General features: G+C 65.2%; 10 protein-coding genes. 8 read left to right on the plus strand and 2 right to left on the minus strand.

The genetic code is table 11. The features are described from left to right. Window positions 1-895 precede the first annotated feature (895 nt). Entirely contained in the window at window positions 896-2,182 is a 1,287-nt protein-coding gene (gene sat / locus V6B97_RS12850; protein ID WP_333506909.1) for a sulfate adenylyltransferase, read from the plus strand. A 190-nt stretch (window positions 2,183-2,372) separates the two neighbouring features. Here sat and V6B97_RS12855 read toward each other — a convergent pair whose 3' ends face one another. Then, the gene (locus tag V6B97_RS12855) at window positions 2,373-3,371 is read right to left on the minus strand and encodes a M48 family metallopeptidase (RefSeq protein WP_333506910.1); all 999 of its coding nucleotides are present in this window, start codon (window positions 3,369-3,371) and stop codon (window positions 2,373-2,375) included. Window positions 3,372-3,471: 100 nt separating this feature from the next. Between V6B97_RS12855 and V6B97_RS12860 the strand changes: the two genes are divergently transcribed. From V6B97_RS12860 to dsrP, 7 genes are all read left to right on the plus strand, one after another. After that, complete coding sequence (locus V6B97_RS12860) at window positions 3,472-4,536, plus strand: hypothetical protein (protein WP_333506911.1); 1,065 nt, start codon at window positions 3,472-3,474, stop codon at window positions 4,534-4,536. A gap of 343 nt (window positions 4,537-4,879) precedes the next feature. Continuing rightward, entirely contained in the window at window positions 4,880-5,425 is a 546-nt protein-coding gene (locus tag V6B97_RS12865) for an RsbRD N-terminal domain-containing protein (RefSeq protein WP_333506912.1), read from the plus strand. Between the two features lie 15 nt (window positions 5,426-5,440). Beyond that, window positions 5,441-6,448 (plus strand): sulfate reduction electron transfer complex DsrMKJOP subunit DsrM, encoded by a 1,008-nt coding sequence (dsrM, locus tag V6B97_RS12870; protein WP_333506913.1) that lies wholly within the window; start codon window positions 5,441-5,443, stop codon window positions 6,446-6,448. Between the two features lie 9 nt (window positions 6,449-6,457). Next, window positions 6,458-8,068, plus strand: coding sequence for a sulfate reduction electron transfer complex DsrMKJOP subunit DsrK (gene dsrK, locus V6B97_RS12875; RefSeq protein WP_333506914.1), 1,611 nt, complete (start codon window positions 6,458-6,460; stop codon window positions 8,066-8,068). Window positions 8,069-8,070: 2 nt separating this feature from the next. Further along, entirely contained in the window at window positions 8,071-8,451 is a 381-nt protein-coding gene (dsrJ, locus tag V6B97_RS12880; protein ID WP_333506915.1) for a sulfate reduction electron transfer complex DsrMKJOP subunit DsrJ, read from the plus strand. Continuing rightward, window positions 8,451-9,230 carry a sulfate reduction electron transfer complex DsrMKJOP subunit DsrO gene (dsrO, locus tag V6B97_RS12885; protein ID WP_333506916.1) on the plus strand — a complete coding sequence of 260 codons (780 nt, stop codon included), beginning with the start codon at window positions 8,451-8,453 and terminating at the stop codon, window positions 9,228-9,230. The genes dsrJ and dsrO overlap by 1 nt, the downstream gene beginning before the upstream one ends. Before the next feature lie 11 nt (window positions 9,231-9,241). Beyond that, a complete protein-coding gene (gene dsrP, locus V6B97_RS12890; RefSeq protein ID WP_333506917.1) occupies window positions 9,242-10,405 on the plus strand; it encodes a sulfate reduction electron transfer complex DsrMKJOP subunit DsrP in 1,164 nt (387 codons plus the stop codon). A 402-nt stretch (window positions 10,406-10,807) separates the two neighbouring features. On the opposite strand, the gene V6B97_RS12895 is transcribed toward dsrP, so the two are convergent. Continuing rightward, window positions 10,808-12,109 (minus strand): OmpP1/FadL family transporter, encoded by a 1,302-nt coding sequence (locus tag V6B97_RS12895; protein WP_333506918.1) that lies wholly within the window; start codon window positions 12,107-12,109, stop codon window positions 10,808-10,810. Window positions 12,110-12,349 lie beyond the last annotated feature (240 nt).

Below are 12,349 nucleotides of genomic sequence, written 5' to 3' on the forward strand. Positions count from 1 at the left end.
GGCGCCACACGTCGGCGCAGACAGCGCCGGGCTGTGCCCGCCGTATCGGACGGTGCCGGACGGATGCCCACGCCTTCCGCCCCCCCCCAAACACACTCACGCTGTTGCGCCATGGTTGGCCAACGGATCGCCGGGGCGTGGCGTCATGCCCGCAGCGGAGGCGTGCTCTGGTCCGGAATCCCGCCCCTTCGCGCGGGTGGGAACCGTGCCCCCTGCCCCCGGCCGCGCCCCGCAACGGGAATATATCTGTAAGGATGCACCCGGAACGGCCGGATTCCGGCGGCCCGCCCCCCTGTGACACGCTGCACACGAAACCGGACGCTCCATTGACCGCGCAGTCCTTGGTCATTTTATCACAACCAGAATGGTGGACATTCGTCACTTTCGGCGGCCAGCCGGTCACTATCCCTTCCGGCCGCTCTCGCCAGCCCGCCGGACCGGCCTGGAGGACTCCGCCTTTCGGGCGCGATTTCACCCGACTACAAACCCGGCACACCGCAACCGGGGATGCACGGCGGATGCGCCCGCACGAGGGGCGCCCCCGCCCCGCGCATCACGACGCCACGCGTTCGCGCACTAGGTCGCCCCGCGCGCCGTTCCAACGTGGACGCAACGATCCGCAGCAGCCCCCGGCGCCTTCGTTTCCGCGCCCCGCGCCGCACGGATCGCGGACCTGGCCGGGCAAAAGCAATGACCTGCCGCTTTTCCGCCATTTGCCGCTTGACATTATGTAAAATATTTCACAAGAGGGATTCGTGAACGGCGACATGCACTCCCGAATGCACCGCCGCTTCCGCCCGCTTCTCTCACGAGAACAGCTTTTTTTCGTTCGGCGCCGCCCCCGAAGCGGCGCGCCATGGCAACAACACATTCATTCATTTGGAGGATGGAAGGTATGTCCAAGCTGGTTCCCCCTCATGGTGGTAAGGGCCTCGTCTGCTGCCTGCTCGAAGGTGCCGCCCGCGAAGCCGAACTCAAGAAGGCCGCCGGTCTGAAGCAGATCGAAATCAGCTCGCGCGCCAAGGGCGACCTCATCATGATGGGCATCGGCGGCTTCTCTCCGCTGAACGGCTTCATGAAGAAGGCCGACTGGAAGAGCGTCTGCGAAAAGATGACCACCGCCGACGGCACCTTCTGGCCCGTGCCGGTGACCCTCGACATCTCCAAGGAAGACGCCGCCGCCATCAAGGCCGGTGACGAAGTGGCCCTGGTACGCAAGGGCGAAACCTTCGCCACCATGAAGATCGAAGAACTCTACGAAATGACCGAAGCCGACAAGAAGTGGGAATGCGAACTCGTCTTCAAGGGCGACGGCCCCGACTCCCAGAAGTTCTGGGAAGTGGCGCTCGAAGACCACCCCGGCGTGAAGATGGTCATGGAACAGAAGGAATTCAACGTCGCGGGCCCCGTCAAGGTGCTGTCCGAAGGTGACTTCCCCGTGAAGTTCGCCGGCGTGTACAAGCGCCCCGCCGAACTGCGCGCCGAAATGGAAGAACGCGGCTGGGCCAACGTCGCCGCCCTGCAGCTGCGCAACCCCATGCACCGCTCGCACGAATTCCTGGCCAAGATCGCCATCGAAGTGTGCGACGGCGTGGTCATCCACTCCCTGGTGGGCACCCTGAAGCCCGGCGACATCCCCGCCGAAGTGCGCGTGAAGTGCATCGACACCCTGGTCGAAAAGTACTTCGTGAAGCAGAACGTCATCCAGGCCGGCTACCCGCTGGACATGCGCTACGCCGGTCCCCGCGAAGGCCTGCTGCACGCCACCTTCCGCCAGAACTACGGCATCAACCGCATGATCATCGGCCGTGACCACGCCGGCGTGGGCGACTTCTACGGCATGTTCGAAGCCCAGACCATCTTCGACAAGATCCCCTACGTCAACGAAGCCTGCCCCGAACCCGGCAAGGCCCTGATCTGCACCCCGCTGAAGATCGACTGGACCTTCTACTGCTACAAGTGCGACGGCATGGCCTCCCTGCGCACCTGCCCGCACGGCAAGGAAGACCGCGTCATCCTGTCCGGCACCAAGCTGCGCAAGGCCCTGTCCGACGGCGCCCCCGTCGCCGACCACTTCGGCCGCGACGAAGTGCTGGAAATCCTGCGCGCCTACTACGAAGGCCTGACCGAAAAGGTCGAGGTCAAGATGCAGCAGGCCGCTTCCGGCTCCGTGATGAAGTAGGCCCCGGCCGCTTCAACGCTCGCTACATCGGGGAGGCGCCGCAAGGCGCCTCCCTTTTTTGCGGATGCTCGCGGGGAATATTGGGAAACAGTTCGAGTGGATGTTTCCGCAACAGCAGCATGGCCGCGCCGGAAGAACTCCGGGGCGGCCATGTTTCATTCATGCGGGCAAAAGCAGAATGCCGTGGCCCCTACCGGGCCCACCACGGCACATGCGACCAGCCCGAGCGCAGCCCTTCGCGCCACTGGGCGGCATCGGGGTCCACCCTGGCCAGCAGGTCGTGGAAACGGGGGGAATGGTCCAGGTGCACGGTATGGCAAAGCTCGTGCAACAGCACGTGGCGGGCCAGGTCGCGTGGCAGGAACAGCAGGCTGGCGTTGCAACTGATGGTGCCCCGAGCGGAACAGCTGCCCCAACGGGTCTGCTGCATGCGCACCACGCAGCGCTGGTAGCGGAAACCGTGCTCCACGGCCAGCCCGTGCAGCCACGGGGCCAGCCGCCGCCGGGCCACGGCGCGCAGCCAGTCGCGCAGGAGGTCCACGGCCACGCCGTCGCCCGCACCGCCATCGGGCACGCGCAGACGCAGGGCGGCCTCCACCTCGCGCAGTTCCGGGCGCATGCCCGGCGCAAGGGGCGCGCGGATCACGGCATAGCGGGCCTGCACGGCGGGCAGGACCACCTCGGCGGGCACGCTGCGGATGCCGTGCGGCCCGAGAAACACCCCGCCGCCGGAGTGCTCCTGCGGCCCCTGCGCCGAATCCGGCACGAGACCGGGCACTGGTTCGGCCAGCCCGGCCCGCAGCAGGGCGCGCACAATCCACGTCCGGTGCCGTTCCAGCACTTCCGGTATGCGCGTGGCGCTGAAGCCGGGCGGCACCACCACTTCCAGCCCGCGCCGGGGCACGATGCGCAGCCGCACCCGCCGGACGCGCGGGCTGGTGCGCACGTCGTGCCGGGGGGGCCAGGCCACTTCGGGGGATGGCGCATCGGCCAGCGCATCGGCCAGTGCGCCGTCCGATACATTGCCCCGTGCGCCGCACGCTGCATGGTCAGCCGAATCACCTGCCAAAGCATCCGCTGCGTCGGCCAGGCCGTCGTGCCCCGCATCGGGCACGGCGTCCGGTCCTGCGTCGGACCACCCCGAACGGATACCGGCGAACCGCCGCATCAGGTCCTTCAATGGAATCATGGGGCTCATGGGGACGGGTCTTTACCTGTGCCTGTTTACCGCATACTATCGCATCGCCTCGGGCTGGCCTTACGCAAGACCCGCACTGGAGATTCGAGACATGCTCGCGTCCAATCGTTCCGCCTCCATCTGGGGCGGCTTTCTGCTCGCCGCGCTGGGCGCGGTCTTCTGCACCTGGGCCGCCATCGCCCCGTCCGAGTCGCTGTGCGTCAGCACCGGCTGCTCGCTGTACAGCAACCTCACGGTATTGGGGCTGCCCCTGTGGTGGTACGGCACCGGGGCGTTCTCGCTCCTAGCCCTGTTCTGCATCTTCGGCAAGCAGGGCGCCGCGCGCGGGTTCGTCTGGCTGATGCTGGCGGCGGACACGGCGCTGCTGGCCCTGATGGCCCTTACCGCCCCCTGCGCGGCCTGCCTGGTGGTGGCCGCGCTCATCGCGGGCGCCTTCGTGGCCATTCCCGCCGAACCGCGCCGCGACCGGCAGCAGCGCATCTCCATCCTGCTTCTGGCATGGGGCGGCCTGTTCTTCGCCAACGGGACGGCCCTGGCCACCGAGCGCATGGGGGCATGGAACCTCCAGGGGCCGGAAAACGCCCCCGTCACCCTGTACTTCTCTCCGTCGTGCCCGGCCTGCCGCCAGGCCATCGCCGCCCTGGCCAACGCCGCCCCGGACACCGTGGCCTACCGCCCGGTGGCCGAAAACGACGACGACATCCCGGCCATCGAGCAGATGCGGCGTGACGTCGAACAGGGCACGCCCGTGGCCGAGGCCCTGCGCAAGGTGGTGGAAACGCCGCCCGCCCCCGCCATGTCCCTGTTCGAGCAGGCCCGCCTGCGCTGGAAGCTGCTGCGCAACAAGGCCCGCGTGCTGTCCACCGGCGCGGACCGGCTGCCCGTGATGCTCATGTCGGGCATGCCCCGCCTGCCCTTCGGCCACGCAGCGGACGGCGCATCGCCGTCCCCGGCCTCGCGTCCCGCCGCCCCCCAGCAGGGACCGTCCTCCCCGGTGCAGGGGCCGGTGCAGGGCCAGGGCGGCAAGCCCGCGGCCGGTCCGGGCGTCGGGTCAGTCACGGGGCCAGGCGCCGGGCAGGACTCCGCCCTGCCGTTCCTGAGCAACGACTTCGCGGGGTGCGGGCAGACGCCCGCCAGCAACGCCACCTGCGACTAGGTTTCACGCGGGCCTCGCCGCCCTCGACCTTCCCATACCCCGGGCACGCGCCACAGGCCGTGCACGGGCCGGGCGCATGGGCCTGGGCATCCCCTATTCTTACGGAACGGCATACAGATTGATCAATCAATCAGAACCTGCATGATTTGTTGACGTTTCGGGTGTTTCAGACTATGTGAAAAAAATCATTTTTTCAGACATCACACCCGCGCGCGCCGTGCACGGGGTCTGCCCGGGGAGGCGTCGCATCCCCCCTTTTCGCTTGGACAAAGCGGAAAAAACGCCGTATAGGGGGGTGCGCCGCCAGAGGCGTGCCCGCCAACCACAACGGCAAAGAGTTCACATGACCATCCGGGACCTGCTCGTCGAGCACAAGGACGCCATCATCCACAAATGGATAGACGCCATGTACGGCACCTATCCGTTTGACACCGTCGGGTTCCTGCGCAGCAGCAGGGACCAGTTCTCCAATCCCGTGGGGCACACCACGGCGGCCTCCGCGGTGGTCATCTTCGACGCCGTGGCCGGCGACGACGTGGACGACGCCCGCCTTTCCGAGGCCATAGAGGATGTCATCCGCATCCGGGCCATCCAGAACTTCACCCCCGAGCAGGCCGTGGGCGTGCTGTTCGTGCTGAAGACGGTGATCCGCCAGATGCTGCGGTCCGCCATCGTGCAGCACGGGCTGCACGACGCCCAGCTGGAGGTGGAATCGCGCATCGACACCGTGGCGCTCCTGGCCTTCGGCAAGTACGCCGCCTGCCGCGAACGCCTGCACATGATGAAGGTGGACGACTTCAAACGTGGATACGCCCAGCTCCTGCGCAGGGCTGAACGTATATTGGACAAGCCGGTAGGGGAACCGGACACGCAGAAACCGATAGCCTAGCAGCGAGGTAACGGAATGTTCATTTCACTTTTAGCGGTCATTGCGCTGGGTTGCATCGCCTGGCTGGGAGCTGCCTCAGGCTTCCAGTACCTTATCGGGGTGGTGTTGCCGTATGCCGCGGTGCTCGTGTTCATCGGCGGTTTCGTCTGGCGGATCGTGGACTGGGCCAAGTCGCCCGTGCCCTTCCGCATCCCGACCACGGGCGGCCAGCAGAAGTCGCTGGACTGGATCAAGCCCGCCCGGCTCGACAGTCCCTTCACCACCGCCGGCACCGTGGGGCGCATGCTTCTCGAAGTGCTGCTGTTCCGGTCGCTTTTCCGGAACACTTCGGTCGAAATCCAGAAAGGCCCGCGCGTGGTCTACTATTCGGCCAAGTGGCTGTGGCTTTTCGCGCTGCTGTTCCACTACTGTTTCCTGCTCATCTTCATCCGGCATTTCCGGTTCTTCCTCGAGCCGGTGCCCTTCGCCCTGACGGCCATCGAATTCGTTGACGGCATCATGCAGATCGGCGTGCCCCGCATGTTCATGTCCGACGTGCTGGTGGTGGCCGCCCTGGGCTTCCTGCTGGCCCGCCGCCTGTTCAGCGAGAAGATCCGCTACATCTCGCTGGCCAACGACTACTTCCCGCTGTTCCTGCTGCTGGGCCTCGTGGGCAGCGGCATCTGGATGCGCTACTTCGCCAAGGTGGACATCGCCGCGGTCAAGGTGCTGACCATGGGCCTCGTCACCATGAATCCCGTGCTGCCCGAAGGCATCGGCGCGGCGTTCTTCATCCACATCTTCCTGCTCTCGTGCCTGCTTGCGTACTTCCCGTTCAGCAAGCTGATGCACATGGGCGGCGTCTTCCTCAGCCCCACGCGCAACCTGCCCAACAACACGCGCGCGGTGCGCCACGTGAACCCCTGGAACCCGCCCAAGAAGTACCGCACCTACGCGGAATACGAGGACGAGTTCCGGGAACTGATGGAAGAGGCGGGGCTGCCTGTCGACAAAACCTCTGAAGAAGCCGCTGCCGCCGAGTAAGGAGCCGACATGTCCAAACTGCCAACTCCCGACAAGCTGATCGCGACCATCCCCGCCTTCCCCATGGAAGGGTGGATGGACACCAAGCCGGAGTTCAAGCCCGGCACGTGGTGCTACCCGGCCAAGGTCGAAAACATGAAGGCCCTCGGCATGCCGAACCCGCACGAGTGGTCGGCCGACCAGGAAGACTGGAACCTGCCGGAGAACTGGGAAGAGATCATCTACGAGGGCCTCAAGGAACGCCTGGCCAAGCACCGCTCGCTCAAGGTCTTCATGGACATCTGCGTGCGTTGCGGCGCCTGCGCCGACAAGTGTCACTTCTTCATCGGCACGGGCGACCCCAAGAACATGCCCGTATTGCGCGCCGAACTGCTGCGTTCGGTGTACCGCCGCGACTTCACCACCGCCGGCAGGCTGCTGGGCAAGCTGGCCGGCGCCCGCAAGCTGGACAAGGACGTCATCAAGGAGTGGTTCTACTACTTCTACCAGTGCACCGAATGCCGCCGCTGCTCGCTGTTCTGCCCCTACGGCATCGACACGGCGGAAATCACCGCCATCGCGCGCGAGCTGCTGCACGAACTGGGCCTCGGCATCCACTGGATCATGGAGCCGGTGTTCAACTGCAACCGCACCGGCAACCACCTTGGCATCCAGCCGCACGCCTTCAAGGAAATCGTCGAGTTCCTCTGCGAGGACATCGAGACGGTGACCGGCATCAAGATCAACCCGCCCTTCAACGAAAAGGGCCACGAGATCGTGTTCATCACGCCCTCGGGCGACGTGTTCGCCGACCCCGGCATCTACACGTTCATGGGCTACCTGATGCTGTTCCACGAAATCGGGCTGGACTACACCCTGTCCACCTACGCCTCGGAAGGCGGCAACTTCGGCTCGTTCACCACCTTCGACATGGCGAAGAAGCTGAACGCCAAGATGTACGCCGAAGCCGAGCGCCTTGGGTCCAAGTGGATCCTCGGCGGCGAATGCGGCCACATGTGGCGCGTGGTGCACCAGTACATGGACACCTTCAACGGCCCCACTCCGCCCAAGATGGAAACGCCCAGGTCGCCCATCACCGGCACGGTGTTCAAGAACGCGGCGTCGACCAAGATGGTGCACATCGCCGAGTTCACGGCGGACCTCATCAAGCACAACAAGCTGCGCCTCGACCCCAGCCGCAACGACCACCTGACCGTGACCTTCCACGACTCGTGCAACCCGGCGCGCGGCATGGGCCTGCTCGAGGAACCCCGCTACGTGCTCAGGAACGTGTGCAACAACTACGTGGACATGCCCGAGAACACCATCCGCGAGCAGACCTTCTGCTGCGGCGGCGGTTCCGGCCTGAACACCGACGAAATCATGGAAATCCGCATGCGCGGCGGCCTGCCCCGCGGCAATGCCCTGCGGTACGTGCAGCAGAAGCACGGCGTGAACACCATGGCCTGCATCTGCGCCATCGACCGGGCCACCCTGCCCCCGCTGGCCAACTACTGGGCACCCGGCGTCACGGTCTACGGTACCCACGAGCTGGTGGCCAACGCCCTCGTGATGCGCGGCGAACAGAAGCGCACCATGGACCTGCGGCAGGAAGAACTGCCCGGTATGGAGGATGAATAACCATGTATAACGGCAAATACATCATCCCCGGCATCGTGATCTTCGTCGGGCTGTTCACCTTTCCCTTCTGGTCCAACCTGCTGACGCCCAAGTACGAGCGTCCTCAGCTGGCCCTGCCCGCCGGCCAGAAGGAATGCATCGAACCGGCCGAATACATGCGCGCCGAGCACATGCACATCCTCGACGTGTGGCGCGACCAGGCCCTGCGCGAAGGCAAGCGCGCCTATGTCGCCTCCAACGGCAAGGTCTGGGACATCAGCCTGCAGAACACCTGCATGAAGTGTCACGCCAACAAGGCCGATTTCTGCGACAAGTGCCACAACACCAACAGCGTGAGCCCCTACTGCTGGGATTGCCATGTGGCGCCGAGGGGGAACCAGTAATGAGCACCACCAGAAGACAATTCCTGAAGATCGCCGGGCTTTCCGTGTTCGGCCTTGGCGCGGCGTCCGCGCTGGACGTGGCCGACGCCGCCGCCAAGGACATGCCCGGCGCCAAATACGAAGTGGGCGAAAAGCACTTGGCCGCCAAGCGCTGGGCCATGGTCATCGACACCCGCAAGCTGGAATCGCGCGAGGACTTCGAGCGCATCATCCACGCCTGCCACACGGTCCACAACGTCCCCTCGATTCCCAACAAGCAGGAAATCAAGTGGATCTGGACCGACAAGTACGACCGGGTGTTCACCGACGACATGAGCCAGCACCTGTCCCCCGCCGTGCGCGAAAAGGACTACCTGCTGCTGTGCAACCACTGCGAGAACCCGCCGTGCGTGCGCGTGTGCCCCACCAAGGCCACCTTCAAGCGCGCCGACGGCATCGTGGTCATGGACTACCACCGCTGCATCGGCTGCCGCTTCTGCATGGCCGGGTGTCCGTACGGCGCGCGCAGCTTCAACTTCGGCGATCCGCGCCCCTACCTGAAGGACGTGAACCCCGCCTTCCCCACCCGCATGCGCGGCGTGGTGGAAAAGTGCACCTTCTGCTCGGAGCGGCTTGAGGTGGGCCTGCAACCCGCCTGCGTCGAAGCCTCGAACGGGGCCATCCTGTTCGGCGACCTCGACGACCCGAACTCGCCGGTGCGCAAGGCCCTTGCCGAGAACTTCAGCATTCGCCGCAAGCCCTCCATCGGGACCCAGCCCGGCGTCTACTACATCGTGTAGGAGGAGAAGCCATGATCGAGAAGGTTCTGAAAGGCTCCCCGGCGTTCTACATCTGGCTGCTCTTCCTTGGCGGCATCGCGAGCCTGGGCGTCTTCGCGTACATCTTCCAGCTGAAATACGGGCTGACCATCACCGGCATGAGCCGCGACGTCTCGTGGGGGCTGTACATCTCGCAGTTCACCTACTTCGTCGGCGTGGCGGCCTCGGCCGTCATGCTGGTGCTGCCCGCCTACTTCCATCACTACAAGAAGTTCAAGAAGATGATCATCCTCGGCGAGTTCATGGCGATCTCGGCCGTGCTGATGTGCATGCTCTTCATCGTCACCGACATGGGGCAGCCGCAGCGCATGCTGAACGTCATCCTGCACCCCACGCCGAACTCCATCATGTTCTACGACATGATGGTGCTGATGGGGTACCTGTTCATCAACGCGCTGGTCGGCTGGGTCACCCTTGAAGCCGAGCGCCACGATGTCGACCCGCCCAAGTGGATCAAGTTCTTCATCTACCTGTCGGTGGTGTGGGCGTTCTCCATCCACACCGTCACAGCCTTCCTGTACGCGGGCCTGCCCGGCCGCCACTACTGGCTGACGGCCATCATGGCCGCCCGCTTCCTGTCCTCGGCCTTCGCCTCCGGTCCGGCCATCCTGCTGCTGCTGGTCATCGCGCTGCGCCGCCTGACCGGGTTCGATCCGGGCCGCGAAGCCATCCAGACCCTGACCAAGATCATCACCTACGCCATGGCCATCAACGTGTTCTTCTTCCTGCTGGAAGTGTTCACGGCCTTCTACAGCGGCATGCCGGGCCACCAGCATCCGCTCACCTTCCTGTTCGTGGGCCACGACGGCCACGCCTCGTGGGTGGTGGGCTGGATGTGGACGGCCGCCGTGCTGGCCATCCTGTCGCTGTGCCTGCTCATTCCCCCGCAGATCCGCGACAACGAGCGCGTGCTGCCGTGGGCGCTGGGCATCCTGGTCATCGCCAGCTGGATCGACAAGGGCCTGGGCCTGCTGATCGGCGGCTTTACCCCCAACCCCTTCGAGACGGTGACCGAGTACGCGCCCACCTTCCCGGAAATCATCGTCACCGTGGGCATCTATGCCATCGGCCTGATGGTGCTTTCCGTGCTGTGGAAGATCGCCCTCGACGTGAAGAAGGAAGCGGGCACCTTCTAGCCCCCTGCCTTCACCCTGCCTGATTGCAAGGGCCTGCGCCGGATGGCGCGGGCCCTTTTGCATGCCCTCTGGTGAGCGGACCAGACCTGTTCCTCCCCACAAGCCCGGGACGGCACCGAGGATGCGGGCCTCGGAAAACGCACCGGAAGGCCACGGATGGGGCGCAACGGTCCGGCACTCACCTGCCTGCCGCATTGGCGGGATCCCCTGTACGAACCCATACCCGCCGTGTCTTCCCCTCCCGCAGCCCTCACCTCGCCTACTCACCATGGATCGGGACGCCTCCACCAGCGGGCACCCAGCCCTCCATCCCCTTGCCGCGCCCGGCCTGCACGCCACGCCAGAAACGCAAAAGGGCCGCCCCGGAAGGAGCGGCCCCGTGCATGCGAGGAAAGGCCGGACCTAAAACTTGTAGCCCAGCGAAAGGCCGAACACGTGGGTGCGGCCGTCGCGCGAGGAGCCCTCGTAGATGCCGCCGCCCTGGTTGTCGTATTCCGCGTCGGAAGCCACGATGTAGGTGTAGGACAGGTCCACGGTGTAGCTGTCCCAATGGAAGCCGGTACCCACGCTGTACAACTGGCGGTCGTCGGTGGGGATCAGGTAGTCGATCTTGCCGTTGCGAGCCGGGGATTCGTCGTAGGTGAAACCGGCGCGCAGGTCCATCCACGGGGTGGCCGCATATTCCACGCCGATGCTGTAGCGCCACGCGTCGCGCCAATCCTTCTCCTGGTTGACGAGTCTGCCGGCACCGTTATTGAAGGGCGCTTCGTGGTAGATGGGCAGGTTGTCGTACAGCGACCAGCGGGTCAGCAGCGCGCCCACTTCGATGCTCAGTTCGGGAATCGGGGTGTAGGACACGCCGAAGGCGATCATGTCGGGCAGGGTCACGGAGCCCTTCACGTCGCAGTCGGCGTATGCGCCGGGCACACCAGGAATCATTTGGGCAACGGGGCTCAGGGTGAAGCTGTTCTCCCCGCGCGCTTCCTGTTCGATCTGGCTCTTGTAGCTCACACCAGCGGCCCATTGGTCGTTGAACTGATAGTGCAGGCCAGCGGTGAGCCCCCAGCCGTAGCTGTCGGCTTCGAGGTTGGAATCGATATCGCGGGAATTGTCGCCCGGGTTGTTGCTGCCAGGCACGCCCATCGCCGCCGCCGGGTCGCTCTTCTTGTCCATGTTCAGCTTCAGGGTCATGAACTCGACCCCGACGGCGGCGGACAGCTTGTCGGTGAGCTTGAACGCGACGTTGGGGTTGTAGGAGATGGTCTGGATTTCGGCGTTGTAGATGTTGTAGCGGCCGGCCCAATTGTTGTCGTCGTATTCCGTGCCCAGGCCGAAGCGGGTGTAGATGCCCATGCCCAGCCACAGGTTGTCCTTGAGCTGGGTGGTCAGGTAGCCGTGCGGCGGCGTCCACACGTTGTCGGCGCCTTCGCCGGTGTAGGTCCGGCCGCCGTAGTTCACGTCCACCTTGGCGCTGGGGATGATGGCGCTGACGCCGGCCATCACATGGGTGCCTTCCAGCTGGGTCATCAGGGCCGGGTTGTAGGCCACGGCGGAAGCATCGGGCTTGCGGGCCACCATGGTGCCGGCCAGCGCGTTGCCGCGCGCCCCCCATTCGTACAGGGCGAAGCCTTCGGCCTGCGCGGTGCCCGCCAGGGCGGTGCACACCAGCAGACATGACACAGCCAACGATTTCAGTCGCTTCATGGATCTCCCCTAGATGTTTTGTATGCCTGCCGCCAAACGATGCACACGCGCGAAGAGAGTCCCCCGGCGCGGCAACCCGTCCAAGGGAGAACACACGGAACGTTCCGACGTTTTCAGGCAGAATGACGATTGCCGTTCCCCCGCGCGTTCCCTCTCGGCCAGCGGCCGAACGCACGAACCGGGGCACGGCACCCCTTAAGCACAATCGGTTTTAGCTATACGATTCGTCAACGATTTGCA

The sequence above is a fragment of the Nitratidesulfovibrio sp. 1201_IL3209 genome (assembly GCF_036763125.1).
Taxonomy (GTDB): Bacteria; Desulfobacterota; Desulfovibrionia; order Desulfovibrionales; family Desulfovibrionaceae; genus Cupidesulfovibrio.

What these genes read in the sequence shown, in the direction of transcription:
- V6B97_RS12855 (WP_333506910.1), bottom strand. Translation starts at nt 3,371, where the DNA reads ATGATTCCATTGAAGGACCTGATGCGGCGGTTCGCCGGTATCCGTTCG.
- dsrK (WP_333506914.1), top strand. Translation starts at nt 6,458, where the DNA reads ATGTCCAAACTGCCAACTCCCGACAAGCTGATCGCGACCATCCCCGCC.
- dsrO (WP_333506916.1), top strand. Translation starts at nt 8,451, where the DNA reads ATGAGCACCACCAGAAGACAATTCCTGAAGATCGCCGGGCTTTCCGTG.
- sat (WP_333506909.1), top strand. Translation starts at nt 896, where the DNA reads ATGTCCAAGCTGGTTCCCCCTCATGGTGGTAAGGGCCTCGTCTGCTGC.
- dsrM (WP_333506913.1), top strand. Translation starts at nt 5,441, where the DNA reads ATGTTCATTTCACTTTTAGCGGTCATTGCGCTGGGTTGCATCGCCTGG.
- V6B97_RS12860 (WP_333506911.1), top strand. Translation starts at nt 3,472, where the DNA reads ATGCTCGCGTCCAATCGTTCCGCCTCCATCTGGGGCGGCTTTCTGCTC.
- dsrP (WP_333506917.1), top strand. Translation starts at nt 9,242, where the DNA reads ATGATCGAGAAGGTTCTGAAAGGCTCCCCGGCGTTCTACATCTGGCTG.
- V6B97_RS12865 (WP_333506912.1), top strand. Translation starts at nt 4,880, where the DNA reads ATGACCATCCGGGACCTGCTCGTCGAGCACAAGGACGCCATCATCCAC.
- V6B97_RS12895 (WP_333506918.1), bottom strand. Translation starts at nt 12,109, where the DNA reads ATGAAGCGACTGAAATCGTTGGCTGTGTCATGTCTGCTGGTGTGCACC.
- dsrJ (WP_333506915.1), top strand. Translation starts at nt 8,071, where the DNA reads ATGTATAACGGCAAATACATCATCCCCGGCATCGTGATCTTCGTCGGG.